This window comes from Streptomyces sp. rh34 (assembly GCF_002551245.1).
Classification (GTDB): Bacteria; Actinomycetota; Actinomycetes; order Streptomycetales; family Streptomycetaceae; genus Streptomyces.
Genome location: NZ_NTGZ01000067.1, coordinates 1 through 16260, shown reverse-complemented (window position 1 = coordinate 16260; position 16260 = coordinate 1). Strand labels below are relative to the sequence as shown.

Sequence of the window (16260 nt, the reverse complement as noted above, 5' to 3'; positions counted from 1 at the left end):
TCAGGCCTCTTCCGTACGGGGCGGATCCGGGTGGTGCGCCGAGGCTGCTGCCGCTGCCCACCCGCACAGATCCACGGGCCAGCCGCCGAGGGTGACGCGCAGCCCCACGAAGGGGTCGACCACGGTGAGCAGGGCAGGCAGTCCGGATTCCAGCGCGCTCATGGCGTGTTCCTGGCTGCCGTGGTCGCCCGCCCATGCCCGGAGTGCCTCGGGGGCGTCGGAACCGTGGAAGGTGACCGGCCGGACGTCTCCCGCACCGAGCCACGGGGCGGCCTGGGCCGGATCCCGCCCGTGTCCGTCCGCCAGTCGCAGGGCTTGCCGCCGGAGCCAGCGCAGTACGAGCCGGCGGCTCGGCAGGGCGACCCCGCCGAGCGGGAGAGCCCGGCCACCGGCCGTCACCGTGACGGCCGCGACGTAGTCCAGATTCCTCACGCGGCACGCTCCCGGCCGCCGCGAGCCGTGGAAGCCGCCCTCACAGCACTTCTCCCCGGCTGCGGGCGTTGAGCCGCGCGGTACGGGCGTGCAGCTGCTCCATGAGCAACGCGGGCCGTACGTAGCGTGGTTCGACTTCCCACTCGCGCCCACCGGCGACCGGCCGGAGGGACCAGTACGGACCGGCGACGCCCTGGAACTCCCCCACACGGTCACCGCGACTGGTGTCCGCGAGAAGGGTCCCGGGGGCCGGGACCTGTGGGGGCGGCTCCGTATTCGAGCTGACGTTCTCGCCGTACACCGATCGCTCCTCTCTGTAGCCGAATGACTACCGGGGCGACTCAGCGTGGCCTAGCGTGGAGACGTCTTCAACGTTTCGAACCTGGGGGATACGTTGGTCAACCGCAAGGAAGTCAACCCTGACGGGGGCCCGGAGGCGGCCTACGGAGCACGTCTGCGTAGGGAGCGCGAAGCACGGGGCTGGAAACAGGACGACCTCGGCGCGCGCATCGGCTACACGGGACGACATGTTTCGGGCGTGGAATTGTGCCACAAGTCCCCAACTCGCAAGTTCTCGATCGCCGTTGACGTGGCGATGAGCTATACGGGCACCGCTGATTCGTTCGAGCGCGAGTGGCGCAAGATCAAGCACGGGGTGCTGTTGCAGGGCTTCCCGGAGTACGTGGCGCTGGAGGGCCGGGCGGCGGAGATCCGACTGTTCGAGGTGGGCGTCATTCCGGGGCTGCTCCAGACCCGGGAGTACGCGGAGGCGCTGGCGCGCGGGGCGGTCGACCGAGGCGTCATCACCCCCGAACAGGCCGATCAGCGCGTCTCGTTGCTCATGGAACGCCAGGGCGCCCTGTTACGCACCGTGCCGCCGATGCTCATCGCGGTGCTGGACGAGAGCTGCATCCGCCGGCCGATCGGCAGCCCTGCCGTGATGGACGCGCAGTGGCAGTACCTGGTCGACTTCGCCGCACAGTCCCACACCATGCTGCAGATCGCCCCGTTCAGCGTCGGCGAGCAGCGACCCTTCGATCGGCTGGTGAATCTGCTGACGCTCCAGGACCGGTCCGTGGTCTCCTACGTCGAGTCCGAGACGCAGGGGCATCTGGACCGCGAACTCAGCTCCGTCATCCCGATGGTGAGGGCCTACCATCAGTTGCAGGCTGTGTCTCTGTCGCAGACAGATACCGTGGACATGATCCACCAGCATCGAAAGGGCACCCCGTGACGACCGAATCCACGACCCAGCAGTGGGTCAAGTCCTCTTACAGCAACAGCGGATCGTGCGTCGAGTGGGCCCCGCGTACCGCGTCCACCACCGGCACCGTCCCCGTACGCGACTCGAAGAACCCGAACGGCCCCGCCCTCGGCGTCCCCGCCGCCGCGTTCAGTGCCTTCGTGGCAGGCATCAAAGCCGGGGAATTCGACACCGCCTGACCGCATGCCGTCAACCGCTCGGCCCGGACAACCCCCGGCCGAGCGGTTGACGGCGCTCCCGCCACGGGCGACGGCGGCTCTGATGGACTCACCTCATGACGGCCGTACTCCCCCGCCTCCTGCGCGCACTCGACCAGTTCCACACCACCCACCCGTGGGATCACAACGCCCACTACCACCGGTGGATCCTGCGCCGGCTCCCCAGTCGCTTCGCCAGTTCCCTGGACGTCGGGTCAGGCAGTGGTGACCTCGCCAGACTGCTGGCCTCCCGGGCCGAATCAGTGCACGGCATCGACGCCGACCCCGCCATCGTCGATCGCGCGCGCGAACGCACAGCTCCTGGGGTCCCGGTTGCCTTCTCCGTCGGAGACGCGCTGAAGGACGTACCGGCCGGGCCCTACGACGTCATCACCTGTGTCGCCACCCTCCACCACCTGCCGCTGACCGACGCGCTCACGCACTTCCGCCGGCACCTGGCGCCCGGGGGAACCCTGATCGTCATCGGCCTCTACCGCCCACAGTCCCTGAGCGACCACCTGATCGACGCCGTCGCCGTTCCGTCGAACATCGCCATGGCCTGGATCAAGAACCACGGCCGCAGAGCGCCGCGCCCCGTCGCCATGACCGCACCGACCCGGCCGGCGACCACGGCCTTTCCGGACATCGTTCGCGACGCCCGCCGCGTGCTGCCCGGCGTTCGGCTGCGCCGACGGCTGTTCTGGCGGTACACCCTGGTCTGGAATAAGTGCCCGCCTCCTACGGATTGAGCCACCCCGGGCCCCTCGCCTTCCGCGCCGAGAGGTGGCGAAGGCAACGTCACCCGAGAGGTGAACGGGCCGGACAGCGCGTGGAGGGAGCTGGACGTTCTCCGCACCAACGGCACGAGTCGACTGCGCTCGTTCTTATGTGGTGACCGTGGCCGGGGGACGCTGGATCTCCAGGACGACTGCCGTGCCTGCCACCGATTGGTCCTCGTGCATGGTGATCACCTGGCCGGGCTGAAGGTGCTGCCACTGCGAGGGGGCCAGGGGCGCGAGTCGTACCGCGGCGTGTCCCCCGGGCTCCAGGAAGGGCGTGAACTCCACCCAGAGCCGGGCGATGTTGAGAGCCGGTTCGCCGGTCGCGGTTCGGTGGCCGATGTTCCACATCGGTCGCAGGACGCCGGCGCCGGAGATGGGCGTCTGTCGTCGTGCCTCAGCGGCCGGGCGGAGGGTGAGATCGGCTCGGATGATCCCGTGGCGGGTCTCGTAGCCGCGCCAGTGACACCAGGCCGCGCTCTTCTCCAGTCGCATCTGTTCGGCTGCGGTGGCCAGGGTTTCCCAGAAGCTGAGCGAAAGCTGGTGGACGTCGCCGAGTTCTTCCAGCAGATCGAAGGCTACTTCCCACGCGTCGTGAGCGAGGTACTCCCAGACGTCGTTCACCGTGATGTCGTTCTCCGTGGCGATCCTCTCAGGAACCAGCAGGGATGCGGCTTCCAGCAGCTCGGGGACGTCCATGCCCTGATTCTGGACCACGGTCTCCTGGCGACGGCAGGAGGTGCCCGGTGACTTCCGTCGATCAGATCACCACTCCGGCGACCGTCGGCCCGGTGCGGGCGGCGCTCTCCATCGGGCACGACCTCGCGGACCCCGTGACGGGGCAGACCGAACATCGGCAGGCGGCTCGCGGGACGAGCGCACGCGCAACGGCGGCTGGTATTACTGGGGCATGCAGGAAGAGACGGCACGCTCCGCGATCGACACGTTCATCTCCGCGTTCAACGCCTCGGACGACAGCTATGTGACTGCCCTGCTCTCCCAGGCCCTGACCTCAGACGTGGTCTTCTGGGGGCCGTTGGGTCGCAGCGAAGGAATCGCGGCGGTCGAGCAGTTCGTGCTGGACATCCGGCGCCACCCGGCGGGGACCGGCACGATGGTGCGCTGCTCAGGGGTGGACATGCCTGACGAGTGGGCCCGGTACCAGTGGGTCTTCACCACGCCGGATGGAGGCCCCCGCCTGGCGGGAACGGACGTCGTCCATCTGCGGCGGAGCCTCATCGACCAGGTCATCGTCTTTGCGGGGGAGATCGAGCCGTCCGCCTCCTGATCCGCCCTTCTGTCGCCGCCGAAGCGAGCAGCATCATCGCCCGCCGGTAGCGCACCGGACTCGTGCTGCACCGGCGAACCTACTCGGTCACAGCGCTAGGTACCGGGGGCGTCGTGCGCGGAGAGCTCTACGGCCAGTTCCATACAGCGCAGGCGGGCCGGGGAGAAGTCGTAGGGCATCTTGCCGATGGCGTTCAGCGCGCTCATGGAGCCGTCCTCCCGCCCTCCGGAGCCGGGTTCGGCCTCGTCCTCGCCACCGTCGGCGGTTTCGGGGTGCGCGGCTTCCCAGGCGTCGCAGAGGGCCTCGTCCTCCTCGCTCAGACCGGACTCCTCGATGAAGGCGTGCAGCGCGCTCTCGAAGGCGTGTCGCTCGGCGGCCACGTGAGCCACCCGCGGATCATCGACGGCGACGCTGTCGTCGAGTGCTTCCTCGGCGTCATCGATGCGGTCGGATTCCTGCCGCAGGGTGGGATGCGTGGCCAGGGCGATGAAGCGGGTGGCCTGGACCGCCGCGCCGAGCGGGCCGAAAATCCGCTCGGTGACCAGCAGGGTGTCCAGGTCCGCCGGGCGCAGGGAGCCCTCGGGCAGAGTCTTGAGGCGGCCGGTGACGAGGTCGGAGAGCAGGCCCGTCCGGCTGCCTTCGGTGCGCATCCGCCGCACGGCGGCCCGCTGCCGCCGCAACTCCGCCTCCTGCTCGGCGAGGGTGTCCTCCAACCGCTCCAGGATGCCCGCGATGCCTTCTCCGCTGTCCGCACCGGCGGAAGCCGTACCGGTGGTGAAGGCGTCACGGATATCGTCCAGGGCGATCCCCGCGTCGGCCGTCCTGCGAATCCACAGCAGGCGGATCATGTCCTCGTAACCGTAGCGACGGCGGCCATCGCCGCCCCGCTCGGGCTCCGGGAGCAGGCCGATCTCGTGGTAGTGGCGGATCGCCCGCGGCGTGCTGCCCACGAAGGCCGCCGCGTCACCGATCCTGATCCGGCGGGGCGGCACGAAGGACGAATGCATGAGCAGGGACCTCTTCTCCAGGGACCGGACCGGGACATGAGCCCACCGGACCACATGCCGCTACGGAAGGTGCAACCGCAACGCCCCGCACGACGCCTCGCGCCCCTGCCGGGTGGTGGGCCCTTCTCCTTCCGGACCCTGGCGCGTTACGGGTGGTAGAGAGCCCGGGCGCGCGCCAGGTCGACGGGCCCGTGCCCGTCCTCGCCGATGTCCAGGAAGTGCTCCACCTGCCACGCCCGGGTCTCGCGCGCCTGCCGGCTGGTGGCGGTCGCACCCGGCGGGTAGACGCGGAAGCCCCGCTTCCCGCCCACGCCGTTACGCGACACGATGCCGCGCTCGCACAGGACGTCCCGCGGGAAGACGAACTGCCCGAAGCGGCCGTCGTCGCGGCTGCCGATGACGAAGAGGTCGACCCCGTCATCGGCGTCGTACGGTCGGATCGGGCCCTCCGCCGACCGCTGCCACACGGTGACGAACTGACCGGCCTTGGTCGGGGTGGTCCTGGCCACACGAAAGGCGACCGCCCGCCCGTCGAGCGTGAACCCGTGAGCCGCGTAGTCGGCGCTCTCCGGTTCGGGCACCGGCTGCGAGCAGGCGAAGCCACCCGGGTCGTACACCGATGACTTCGCAGCCCGCAGGTCACCGTGAAGCCCCGCCCACGGTCGATTTATCGTCATACTCCCATCCTGTCACCCCGTCACGAGGCCGGACCCTCGGCAGCATGTTGACATGACCTTGACACTAGCGACCCCGCGCCCGAGGCTCGGAACCCCCCATGGACAGCTTGACGACAATGAGGTGCATCCCCCATGCGATCACGCCCCATCGGATTCCTCCTCTCGACCCTCGCGGGCGCGGCCCTCGCGTTCGGCGGCACCAACGCCGCCTCCGCGACCCCGCCCCCGGCTCCCGCTTCCGCACCGGCCGGGAACGTCGGTACGGCCGACGCCTGTTACACCTGGAGCGGCACGCTCCAGGAGGGCTCCAGCGGTGAAGCGGTACGCCAGCTCCAGATCCGCGTCGCGGGATACCCGGGCACCGGGAACCAGATCGCCATCGACGGAGCGTTCGGCCCGGCCACGAAGGCGGCCGTGCAGCGCTTCCAGGCCGCGTACGGGCTGGCCGCCGACGGCATCGCCGGCGCCCAGACGTTCAGCAAGATCTACGCGTTGCAGGACGACGACTGCACCCCGGTCAACTTCACCTACGCCGAGCTGAACCGCTGCAACTCCGACTGGTCCGGCGGCAAGGTCAGCGCCGGCACGGCACGCGCCAACGCCCTGGTGACCATGTGGAAGCTCCAGGCCATGCGGCACGCGATGGGGGACCGGCCGATCACCGTCAACGGCGGCTTCCGCAGCGTGTCCTGCAACAGCGCGGTCGGCGGGGCCGCCAACAGCCGCCACATGTACGGGCACGCGGCGGACCTGGGCGCGGGCTCCCAGGGCTTCTGCGCCCTCGCCCGGGCAGCACGCAACCACGGGTTCACCGAGATCCTCGGCCCGGGCTACCCCGGCCACGATGACCACACCCACCTCGCCGGGGGCAGCGGCCGCTTCTGGTCCGCACCCAGCTGCGGCATCTGAGGCCCGGCGGTCACATGAGGCTCGGGGGCACCCGGCCACCAGCGGACCGGATGCCCCCGTCCTCGTGCCCGCGCCTCCTGCCGGGGCTGCCGGCCCGTCCCCACCGGCACGGGCCGGCGCCGCCGGCAGGAGGCACCTCCCGTCGGACGGCTCGGCCGCCGCGTCCGGAGCAGCAACCGGACCATCTGCCCACACGCGTGGACGAGCGGGGCGCCCCGTGGTGGGAGCAGCGCGCCCACCGGGGTCACCCGGCCGCGGTCGGCTCCGGCGGCCTCTCCGCCGCGACGGCGATCGTGCCCTGGGCCACCGCGCAGAGGGTCTCCGCCCCTGCGGCGTCCACCATCAGCAGATCGCAGCGGCAGACGACCCGGGTGCGGCCGGGGCGGACCACCTGCGCCCGCGCGCGCAGCGTCTCGCCCCGGGCCGGGCGCAGATAGTCGATGGTGAAGCCGGCGGTCAGGACGGACGGGCCGACGGCCGCGCCCGCCGCGAAGGTCAGGGCGTTGTCGGCCGCGTAGCTCAGGACCCCGCCGTGGACGAAGCCGTTCTGCTGGCGCAGCTCGTCCCGTACGTCCAGCTCCAGGACGGCCGCTCCGTCGCCGAAGGCGGTCAGCCGGGCACCCAGCAGGACGCTGAAGGGCTGGGCTTCCAACACCTTCTGCCCGAAGGCGAGTTCCGAGGCACGTGCCTCCATGTTCCACCCCTCATCCTTGGTGCGGTGAGCGTCGCCTTCGGGGCACCGGTCCGTCAACATCGGCCCCTCGGAACCCCGTCGGCACCGAACCACTACTGTCGGCCGGATGGAGAACATGATCCCCCGGGGCAGCTGGCTCGACGACGACATCTTCCGCAAGCTGGTGCGCGAGGTCGTCCCGCTCCGCTTCGGCTCGTGGAGCCTGTCGGAGTTCGAGCACGCCACCTCGGAGCTGGGCTGGGAACTGCGGGAGCCCAGGGAGGTCGTGGGCCAGGTCTGGCGCAGATTCGCTCCCCGGAAGGGGCCCTGGGGCGGCTACGGCACAGTGATCGCCGACGCCTCGGAACCCGAGCAGGTGCGCAAACTGAACGTACGCGTCGTCGACCTGCCCGCCGACGACATAGCCACCGCCGCCGGCCTCGTCCGCGCCGCCTGGTGGGTGATGGAAGAGGAGCTGGGCCCGCCCACGATGTGGGGAGGCGACTCGGGCCCATGGATGCTGTGGCGGCTCCCCGGTGCCTGCCTCCTCGTGCACACGCACGACGAGGGCGAGGTGAGCCTCGAACTCCTTCCTCCCGACGCGGACGCCGACTCCGCCGGAAGGGGCTACTCCCTCGGCCGCTGGCGCGCCGCCGAGCAGGCCGGTCTGCCGGTCGCGCCCACCGCGCCGCATGCGCCCGGCACCACGTGGGAAGAGGTGGAGAAGCGCCTGTCCAAAACCCTGCGCTCCCTCGACTACGACGCCCCGTTCTTCCCCGGCAGGTTCATCCTGCACCTGGGATCCGCTGACGATCCCCAGCGCTTCGTCCAGTGCTGGAGCCAGGATCTGAGTCTTGTCATCGAAGCCACCGGCTACCTGCACCATCCGGATGCGGCCGACCCCGCCCGGCTGGCGCGGAACGGCTGGGAGTCCTCCCCCTCGGTCTGGCAACGCCGCTTCCCCGACGCCATGGACGACTCCGCGCACGCGGCGACGGCCGCCCGCATGCTCGTCGAGGAACTGCGGCAGCTGGGCGTCGACCTGGCCTGCCTCTCCTACGACGGCACCATGACCGGTCGCGGGCGCGGCTTCCACCTCGACCTGCCGGACCTGGGGCTCCCCCGCGTCCACCAGCCCGCCGAGTAGGACGGGGGATCGGAGTCTCCCGATCACCCGTGCGCGGGCGGGCCGCTGCTGGGGGTCGCCACCGCCTCAGCGGCCGGCCCCGGTTCGGCTGCCGTTCTCTCAGGCTCTCAGGCTCTCAGGCGGAGGGAACGGCGTCGGCCGCGGCGGTGTGCCAGTTGGTGACGACCGGCTTGTCGACCGTGATGGTGCCGACCTTGAGGGAGACCGGGTCGGGGTCCTCGTTGCCGACGCCGACGATGATGGAGTCCAGCTCCTTGCCGCCGTCCGTGTTCGTGGTCTTCGGGTTCACCCCGGCGAAGGCGGTGGTGGCGCCGCTCAGCGTGACCGCGTCGCCGACCGACTGCTCGGCGGGGCCCGCCTCGGTGCCGTCGGAGCCGAACGCCACCGTCGGGAGCGCGGCCGGCAGGATGCAGGTGATCCCCTGCTTGGCCTTCGCCATGATCAGGATGTAGCCGCCGGCCTGGCTCTCGGACCGGGTGCTCCAGGAGATGTCGTTGGCGCCGCAGGTCTGCTGGACCGGCACCTTCGTGCCGTCGCCGGCGTCGGCGCCGGACCCCTCCGCGCTGCCCCCGCCCTTCGCGGCGGATCCCTTGTCGGCGCCCTGCTCCGTGCCCTGCTCCGCGCCCTTGTCGGCGCCCTTCGAGGCGTCGGCCCCGGCGGCGTCGGCCCCGGACACGTCCGCGGCGGGGACGTTGGTGGCGGAGGGACTCGACGCGGCGCCGTCCTCCGTGTCCTGGCACGCCGTCATGAGCAGGGTGCTGCCCACGAGGGCCGCGGAGACGAGGAAGGCCTTGCGGTGGTTGCCGAACATGAGATCCCCTTGGTGGTCGTCAGTGTGATCGTGGTCGAGGCGCCGAAGCGGATCCGACCGCCCGGGTGTTCGTTGATCACTATGCGGGACCCGGGGGGCGGAGGAGTCCTGTGTGCCGTTCCAGGACAGCGCTGTCACAGACTGAGGACATGATCACGCGGTAGGGGCTCGACCTGCACAGAACCGTCACCCGACGGACGGAACGAGTCCGGCCGGCCGCGGCCGACCCGGCCTCTACTTCCGGCCATGCCCAGATGATCGTTTTGAGGGGCGACGGCACGACCGACACCGAAGATTCTTCACATGGAGGGAACACGCGCGGCAAGACCTGCGCTCCCCGGCCCCCTCGACGCCGACGCGGAACGCCACAAGAGGCCGTTGACGCCCCTATGTCCGCGAAGACGTGTCCATATGAGAGCCAACCCTTTTTCTCCCTACTTATGCGGACGGTCACCCCCGTGTAGACATGATCACGGCGGCCCCGGACAACACCCGGGGGGCCGCCTCCGCCATGTTCTGGAGGTACATCCGGCATGCCCAGACCCACCCGCCGTCAGGCCCTCGGAGCCGTCATCGGCGTCGCCGCGAGCGGAGCGCTCGTCGGTATGGCCACCGCGTCCACGGAAACCGTCGCGGCCGAGGCCAGAAGCAACGACCGCACACCCGGCGGGACCGGAGCACCCGGTTCCTTCGACGAGGCCTTCAAGGGCCGCCGCATCCAGGGCACACCCGCCGAGGCCCACGCCGGCGCCCACACGCACGCCGGACACGCCGGGCACGGTGGCTACCGCGTGTTGATCGACGGCCGCGAACTACCCGTGATGCAGCACGGGAAGAGCGGCTGGAGCAGCACGATCAACCACTACGAGCGATTCGCGACCCCGCTGGAGGCCGCTCGCACGGCGGTCATCTCGCTCAAGGGCGCCGTCATCGTTCCGTTCGACCCCACCGCCTGACCCGGGAGCAGCAGCCATGACCGTACGGAAGAACCAGGCGAACCTCACGGCCCCCGAGAAGAAGGCCTTTGTCGACGCGGTACTGGAAGTCAAACGCAGAGGGGTGTACGACGAATTCGTCCTCGCCCACCGCACGCGGTTCGCGATAGACATGAACAGCGGCGTGTACGTGGGCCACTTCGGGCCGTCGTTCCTGCCCTGGCACCGCAAGTTCCTCATCGATTTCGAGAACGAACTGCAGAAGGTCGACCCGTCGGTTTCGATCCCCTACTGGGACTGGTCCGCCGACAACACCGTCGGCTCCTCGCTCTGGGCCCCGGACTTCCTCGGCGGCACCGGACGCACCCTGGACGACCAGGTGATGGACGGGCCCTTCGCGCATTCCGGCGGGAACTGGACGATCAACGTCTCGGTCGACAGCCGCGCTTTCCTCGCCCGTCGGCTCGCCTATCGCGTTCCCACGCTCCCGCCCCGGTCCGAGGTCGACGCGGCCCTCGCCATGCCCACGTACGATTCTCCGCCCTTCCGTGACGGCTCGGCGGGCTTCCGCTCCACGCTGGAAGGCACGGCGGGATACATGAGCATGCACAATCGGGTGCACACCTGGGTCTGGGGCCATATGGAGACGAGCGTTTCCCCGAACGATCCGGTGTTCTGGCTGCACCACGCGTTCGTCGACAAGCTCTGGGCGGACTGGCACGCGCTCCACCCGACCAGCGCCGAGTACCTCCCCGCCGGAGGTACGGCCGATGTGATCGATCTGCATGACGTCATGCCGCCCTGGACCGACACCACCCCGCAGAGCATGCTGGACCACACGCCGTTCTACACGTACGCCTGAGTTCCCGTCACGGGGCTTCCCTGGCCCCGTCCGTGACCCGGTCGAGCCCGTAGAGGTCGGCGACGCAGCCGCCGGGCCAGTACGAACGCCCGCCCTGGCTGAACGGCTCCAGCATGTTGCTGATCACCAGGCGCTCGTACGGCAGGACCCGCCTCCCGGCCTCCGCCCCCTCGCGGAGCCGGCGGTCCTGGGCGTCCCACTTCCCGGCCCGGGCCCGCATCGCGGTGTCCAGGTTGGCCAGCGCCACGGCCGGGCCGACGCAGACCAGGACGCAGAGCGCGGCGCACACGGCCTTCGCCGGGGCGGTGCGGCGGGTGTGGCGGCGCAGGGCCAGGCCCAGCAGGGCGCCCGCGCCGACGAGCAGGATCACGTACAGCAGGAGGTAGTCGTTCCACAGCCGGTTGGCGCCCGGGTCGCTCACCCGGTCGCCGAACACCGGATAGGCGATGACCGTGCAGAGGTAGCCGGAGGCGAGGAGCGCGAGCACTCCGGCGGCGGCGAGCAGGGGCCGGTGCGCGGGCGGACGGGGCGGTGTCCCGTCCGCCCGTCGGCACAGCAGCCCCAGCAGGACGCCTGCCGCGACCGCGCCGACGTACTGCCAGGTCGTGGCCACGGTGACGGTGATCTCGGCGAACGCGCGCAGCGACGCGGTGAGGGAGTCGGGGCCGAGCAGGGAGGTGGTCTCCGCGCCGAACCGCTCCCTGCGGCGCGTGGAGCCGGGTGAGGTGATGAGGACGACCGCCCCGGCCGCCGTCCCCGCGATTCCCGCCGCGCACCACCGGCGGACGAACCCCCGGTCGGGGGCGGGGGCGACCCGGCCGGAGAGCAGGAGCGCGGTCAGGAGCACTGTCACGACGACGATCGCCGTCTCCTCGGACAGCGTGGCGAGGAAGGCGCCCATGAGCGCCGCGACGGCGAGCGCGAGGGCCCGCCCCCGGCGGGAGCGGGCGAGCAGGAACGGGATCAGCGCTGCGCAGGCCAGCACCGGCGGCAGTGTGTGCGAGACGGACGCGGCGGGCCAGTAGAACGTCTTGTACGTGTTCGGCGTGACGAACAGGAAGAGCGCGGTGGTCAGCGCCGCGAGCAGGAGCGGCAGGCCGCGCGGGGTACGCAGCCGGGCCCGGCGCAGTGCCAGGACGGCCACCGCCCAGAGGACCGCGAGCACCAGGACCCCGCTGACCACGGGGTACCACTGGTGTCCCGCGACCTGGAACTTCGCGTACGCGCCGACCAGGAGCGCGTTGGCGACCCGCCCGTTGTCGTCGAAGTAGAACTTCCCCACGAGGCCCATGACGCCGCTGTCCCGTACGGCGGGCAGGAAGCACCAGTCGTCCGCGCCGGGCCGCACCCACCGCCCGAACCAGGACGCGGCGGCGAGCAGGGCGAGGGGCGGGAGCGCCAGGGCACTCACCCAGAGGGCGGTCCAGGGGCGGTCCGAGGGGCGCCCGGACGGGTCCGCCGGCTCCTCGCCCCTCCGCGGTCTCTCCGGGGCGGCGGTCATGGGAACGTCGTCGGACATCGCGGACGTCACCCCTCCTGGGACGAGCGGGTGGGCAGCGGTTCCGGCGCCGGGCGGCCGGGCGGCGGGTCGGACCGCGGCACCGCCGTGGCGGCCCTGGTCCGGCCCGAGGTGATCGCCCACCGGGCCAGCAGGAACGAGACCGGGGTGACGAGGACGCCCGCCGCCAGCGCGGCGAGGTTCTTGTCCATCCCGAGGCCGCTCACCGCCCCGTAGAGCAGCGCTCCGGACGCCACCAGGTTGACCAGGCTGGAGAGGGGATAGCGGACGAACCCGTGCCAGGTCGGCCTCGTCCGGCAGGTGACGTAGGAGTTGAGCAGGAACGAGCACACGATGCTGACCGCGTAGCCGACGACGTGGGCGGTCAGGTACGGGATCCAGCGGTTCAGGGAGGCGTAGATCCCGAGGTAGACGGCGGTGTTCACGCAGCCGATGAGGACGAAGCTGCCGAACTGGCGGGCGGTACGGGACCGGCCGGGGGCGCCGGTCGCGGGGGCCGGGGCGGTGGTGGCCGGGGCGCCGGTCGCGGTCGCCGGGGCGGGGGGCACGGCGCGTTCGCCCGGGCCTCCGGTGAGCCGCGGGCGCGGCGGCGGGCTGTCCGGCAGTGTCCGGCAGGTCGCGTCGGTCTCCCGCACGACGTACGGCGGGCGGTGCTTCGCCTCGTGGTAGATGCGGCCCACGTACTCGCCGATGACCCCGAGCGTCACCAGCTGGATGCCGCTGAGGGCGACGACGGCGGTGAGGAGGGTGGCGTAACCAGGGGTGTCCGCGCCGTGCAGGACGACGCCCACGACCGTCCACAGGGCGTAGACCAGAGCCGAGACGAAGACCCAGAAGCCGGTGTAGATCGCGAGGCGGAGCGGCCGGTTGTTGAAGGAGAGCAGTCCGTCGATGCCGTAGTTCAGCAGCCGCTTGCTGCCCCATTTCGACCGGCCCGCCACCCGCTCGCTGTTGCGGTAGCGGAAGGTGACCGTGTCGAAGCCGATCCAGGAGAAGATCCCCTTGGAGAAGCGGTTGCTCTCGGGAAGGGACAGCACGCTCTCCACCGCTCGCCTCGACAGCAGCCGGAAGTCCCCCGAGCCGTCGATGAGCTCCACGTCCATGCAGCGGCGGACGAGCGCGTAGTAGGTGTGGCTGAGGGTGCTGCGGAGCATGCCCTCGCCCGCGCGGTCGCGGCGCGGGATGACCTGGTCGTAGCCGTGCCGGTGCAGTTCCAGCATCCGGGGGATCAGCTCGGGCGGGTGCTGGAGGTCGGCGTCCATGATCACCACGGCCGCCCCACGCGACATGCGGAGGCCGGCGAGCATGGCGGCCTCCTTGCCGAAGTTGCGGCTGAAGGCGGTGTAGTGGACCCGCGGGTCGCGCGCGGCGAGGGCGCTCAGCAGCAGGCGGGTGCGGTCCCGGCTGCCGTCGTCCACGTAACAGATCTCGAAGCTGTCCCCGAGGGGTTCCATGACGCCGACCAGGGCGGCGTGGAAGGCCTCGATCACCTCGGCCTCGTCGAAACACGGCACGACGACCGACAGCTGAAGGCCAGTCACACACCACCTCCGGACTTCGGGCCCCCCGTGGGTGCCGGGCCTCACCGGCGCGGCACCGTCGGCCTCCGGCACCGGGCCCCGGATCGCGCCACGTCCGCCCCATCTGACGACGGGCGGCGGCCTCCGTCTCTCCGTACACGCGCGGGGGCGTCTCATTCCCTCGTCCTTTCATGCGAACAGCCGACGCGGGTCGGCGGAACGCCGGGTCGCGGGCGCAAAAAAGCGCACATAACCTCGCAAAGGTGACCTCTCCTCGACTGCCACGGAGCCGGAGCACCGCCCCCGGCAGCGCCCGGCTTCCCGGCCGGTCCGCCGGGTCTCCCGCCGGGTCTCCTGCCGGGTCTCGCAGCGGCCTGCTCGCCGGGCGGCCTCTCGCCGGCCTCCTCGCCCTGCTGTCCGCCGTGTGCTGGCTGGTGCTCCCCGCCGCCGCGACCGCCCGTGCCGACGACCCCGTCGAGCTGTCCCGGGAGGGACAGGTCACCGACCGGGTCGGGGCTCTGGGCGACCGGACGGGGCAGGTGGAGGACGCGCTCGACCGGTTGTACGACGACGAGCGCGTCCAGCTCTTCGTGGTGTACGTACGTGATTTCTCCGGCCGGTCCGGACAGACGTGGAGCGACGAGACCGCCGACCGCAACGGCCTGGGCCAGGACGACGTGCTGCTCTCCGTCGCCACCCACGACCGGCAGTACGCCTACTCCGTCGACGCCGGGTCCCCGCTCACCGACGAACAGCTGCGGGAGGTGGCGGGCACCGCGATCGAACCCGCGCTGCGGGAGAACGACTGGGCGGGGGCCGCCATCGGCGCGGCCGACGGCTACGGCTCCGTGCTGGCCGGACGCCCGGTGACCGCCCCCGCCATCACCCCGGGGCCGGCCGACCCCGGAACGGACGGCTCCGGCTCCACCGCCCGCGACTTCGTCCTGCCGGTGGCCGTCGTGGTGGGCGTGGGCGCGGTCGGCGCCTACGCGTACGCCCGGCGCAGACGGCGCACGACCACCCGCACCACCCCGGCGGCCGGCGGCTGGGGCCGGGGTGCGGGAGCGGGCGGTGCGCCGGAGCCGCCGACGCCGCTGCCGGAGCTGGACGGGCAGGCCAAGGAGGTGCTGGTGGACACCGACGACGCGGTGCGCACCAGCGAGGAGGAACTCGGCTTCGCCACCGCCCAGTTCGGCGAGGAGGCGGCGAAGCCCTTCACCGTGGCGGTAGCGCGGGCCAAGGACGAGCTGACGCGGTCGTTCCGGTTGCGCCAGCAGCTCGACGACGCCTTCCCCGAGGACGACGCGACCCGCCGCCGGATGCTGGAGGAGATCCTGCGCCGGTGCGCGACCGCGAACGAAGGCCTGGACACCGTCTCCGAGGACTTCGACCGGCTGCGGGCCCTGGAACGTACCGCGCCGGAGGCCCTGGCCACCGTGGACACCGGGCGCCGCGACCTCGCCGGGCGGGTCGCGACGGCCGAGTCGGGCGTCGCCGGGCTGCGCGAGCGGTACGGGGAGGGCGCCGCCGCGCCCGTGGCGGCCGACGTCGAACAGGCGAAGGACCGGCTGGCCTTCGCGGCCTCGGCCGTGGAGCAGGCCCGTACGGCGGTCGAGGGCGGCGAGAACTCCCGGGCCGCGGTGTACATCCGGGGAGCCGAGGGCGCGGTGGGCCAGGCGGGCACGCTGCTGGACTCGGTGGACCGGCGGGCGGCGGAGCTGGGCGAGGCCGCGCGGAAGCTGCCCGCCGCGGTGACCGAGACGGAGACCGACCTCGCGGACGCGGGCGGGCTGCTCGAAGGGACCGCCGAGGGAGCGTCGACCGCCGGTCTGCGCGGCCGGATCGCCCGCGCCGAGGCCGTGCTCACCGATGTGCGGGCCGCGACGGCCGCGGGACCGTACGACCCGATCGACGCGCTGCGCCGGGTGGAGGAGGCGGACGCGGCCCTGGACGAGGCGCTGGCGGGGGCCCGGGACCAGGAGCGGGGCGAGGCGAAGGCCCGGTCCCTCCTCGATCAGGCGATGCTCACCGCCCGGTCCGCGATCGGGGCGGCGGCCGACTACATCACGACCCACCGGGGTGCGGTCGGCAGCCAGGCCCGTACCCGGCTCACGGAGGCGCAGCGGCGGTGGGAACGGGCCCGGGAGCTGACGGCCACGGACGCGCGGGGGGCGCTGGCCGAGGTGCGGCAGGCGGACGCGCTGGCCGGGCAGGCGATGAGCCTGGCCGAGCAGGATGCT

18 protein-coding genes are annotated in these 16260 nt (G+C 71.8%); 9 read left to right on the top strand and 9 right to left on the bottom strand.

Annotated features, from left to right (window positions below):
- Positions 1-432, bottom strand: coding sequence for a hypothetical protein (locus CR470_RS15325; RefSeq protein WP_097868150.1), 432 nt, complete (start codon positions 430-432; stop codon positions 1-3).
- 40 nt (positions 433-472) lie between these two features.
- Positions 473-733 carry a hypothetical protein gene (locus CR470_RS15320; RefSeq protein WP_097868149.1) on the bottom strand — a complete coding sequence of 87 codons (261 nt, stop codon included), beginning with the start codon at positions 731-733 and terminating at the stop codon, positions 473-475.
- Positions 734-826: 93 nt separating this feature from the next.
- Between CR470_RS15320 and CR470_RS15315 the strand changes: the two genes are divergently transcribed.
- The 3 genes from CR470_RS15315 to CR470_RS15305 all read left to right on the top strand — a co-directional run bounded on the left by CR470_RS15315 (position 827) and on the right by CR470_RS15305 (position 2642).
- A complete protein-coding gene (locus CR470_RS15315; RefSeq protein ID WP_097868148.1) occupies positions 827-1666 on the top strand; it encodes a DUF5753 domain-containing protein in 840 nt (279 codons plus the stop codon).
- Positions 1663-1875: a DUF397 domain-containing protein gene (locus CR470_RS15310; protein ID WP_097868147.1), complete on the top strand. Its 213-nt coding sequence runs from the start codon at positions 1663-1665 to the stop codon at positions 1873-1875. The genes CR470_RS15315 and CR470_RS15310 overlap by 4 nt, the downstream gene beginning before the upstream one ends.
- 95 nt (positions 1876-1970) lie before the next feature.
- Positions 1971-2642, top strand: a complete 672-nt coding sequence (locus tag CR470_RS15305; RefSeq protein WP_097868146.1) for a class I SAM-dependent methyltransferase — start codon at positions 1971-1973, stop codon at positions 2640-2642.
- A 135-nt stretch (positions 2643-2777) separates the two neighbouring features.
- Here the strand turns inward: CR470_RS15305 and CR470_RS15300 are convergent, their stop codons facing one another.
- Positions 2778-3371 (bottom strand): hypothetical protein, encoded by a 594-nt coding sequence (locus CR470_RS15300; RefSeq protein WP_097868145.1) that lies wholly within the window; start codon positions 3369-3371, stop codon positions 2778-2780.
- A gap of 211 nt (positions 3372-3582) precedes the next feature.
- Here CR470_RS15300 and CR470_RS15295 point away from each other — a divergent pair, with 211 nt between their 5' ends.
- Positions 3583-3960 carry a hypothetical protein gene (locus tag CR470_RS15295; RefSeq protein WP_097868144.1) on the top strand — a complete coding sequence of 126 codons (378 nt, stop codon included), beginning with the start codon at positions 3583-3585 and terminating at the stop codon, positions 3958-3960.
- A gap of 95 nt (positions 3961-4055) precedes the next feature.
- Here the strand turns inward: CR470_RS15295 and CR470_RS15290 are convergent, their stop codons facing one another.
- Both CR470_RS15290 and CR470_RS15285 read right to left on the bottom strand, forming a co-directional pair.
- Positions 4056-4967 (bottom strand): MerR family transcriptional regulator, encoded by a 912-nt coding sequence (locus CR470_RS15290; RefSeq protein WP_097868143.1) that lies wholly within the window; start codon positions 4965-4967, stop codon positions 4056-4058.
- A gap of 146 nt (positions 4968-5113) precedes the next feature.
- Positions 5114-5644, bottom strand: a complete 531-nt coding sequence (locus tag CR470_RS15285; protein WP_097868142.1) for a MepB family protein — start codon at positions 5642-5644, stop codon at positions 5114-5116.
- 132 nt (positions 5645-5776) lie between these two features.
- Here CR470_RS15285 and CR470_RS15280 point away from each other — a divergent pair, with 132 nt between their 5' ends.
- Entirely contained in the window at positions 5777-6553 is a 777-nt protein-coding gene (locus tag CR470_RS15280) for a D-Ala-D-Ala carboxypeptidase family metallohydrolase (protein WP_097868141.1), read from the top strand.
- A gap of 244 nt (positions 6554-6797) precedes the next feature.
- On the opposite strand, the gene CR470_RS15275 is transcribed toward CR470_RS15280, so the two are convergent.
- Positions 6798-7247, bottom strand: coding sequence for a PaaI family thioesterase (locus CR470_RS15275; protein ID WP_097868140.1), 450 nt, complete (start codon positions 7245-7247; stop codon positions 6798-6800).
- A gap of 106 nt (positions 7248-7353) precedes the next feature.
- On the opposite strand from CR470_RS15275, the gene CR470_RS15270 reads away from it, so the two are divergent.
- Positions 7354-8373, top strand: coding sequence for a TY-Chap domain-containing protein (locus CR470_RS15270; protein ID WP_097868139.1), 1020 nt, complete (start codon positions 7354-7356; stop codon positions 8371-8373).
- 115 nt (positions 8374-8488) lie between these two features.
- On the opposite strand, the gene CR470_RS15265 is transcribed toward CR470_RS15270, so the two are convergent.
- Positions 8489-9184, bottom strand: coding sequence for a hypothetical protein (locus CR470_RS15265; RefSeq protein ID WP_097868138.1), 696 nt, complete (start codon positions 9182-9184; stop codon positions 8489-8491).
- Positions 9185-9717: 533 nt separating this feature from the next.
- On the opposite strand from CR470_RS15265, the gene melC1 reads away from it, so the two are divergent.
- Both melC1 and CR470_RS15255 read left to right on the top strand, forming a co-directional pair.
- A complete protein-coding gene (gene melC1, locus CR470_RS15260) occupies positions 9718-10140 on the top strand; it encodes an apotyrosinase chaperone MelC1 (RefSeq protein WP_097868137.1) in 423 nt (140 codons plus the stop codon).
- A gap of 16 nt (positions 10141-10156) precedes the next feature.
- Positions 10157-10981, top strand: a complete 825-nt coding sequence (locus CR470_RS15255) for a tyrosinase family protein (protein WP_097868136.1) — start codon at positions 10157-10159, stop codon at positions 10979-10981.
- 7 nt (positions 10982-10988) lie between these two features.
- Here the strand turns inward: CR470_RS15255 and CR470_RS15250 are convergent, their stop codons facing one another.
- Together CR470_RS15250 and CR470_RS15245 are read right to left on the bottom strand one after the other, a co-directional pair.
- Entirely contained in the window at positions 10989-12500 is a 1512-nt protein-coding gene (locus CR470_RS15250) for a DUF6056 family protein (protein WP_097868164.1), read from the bottom strand.
- A gap of 8 nt (positions 12501-12508) precedes the next feature.
- Positions 12509-14041 (bottom strand): glycosyltransferase, encoded by a 1533-nt coding sequence (locus tag CR470_RS15245; RefSeq protein ID WP_097868135.1) that lies wholly within the window; start codon positions 14039-14041, stop codon positions 12509-12511.
- A gap of 389 nt (positions 14042-14430) precedes the next feature.
- Here CR470_RS15245 and CR470_RS15240 point away from each other — a divergent pair.
- Positions 14431-16260: TPM domain-containing protein (locus tag CR470_RS15240; RefSeq protein WP_097868163.1), on the top strand; the 1830-nt coding region annotated here is incomplete at its 3' end.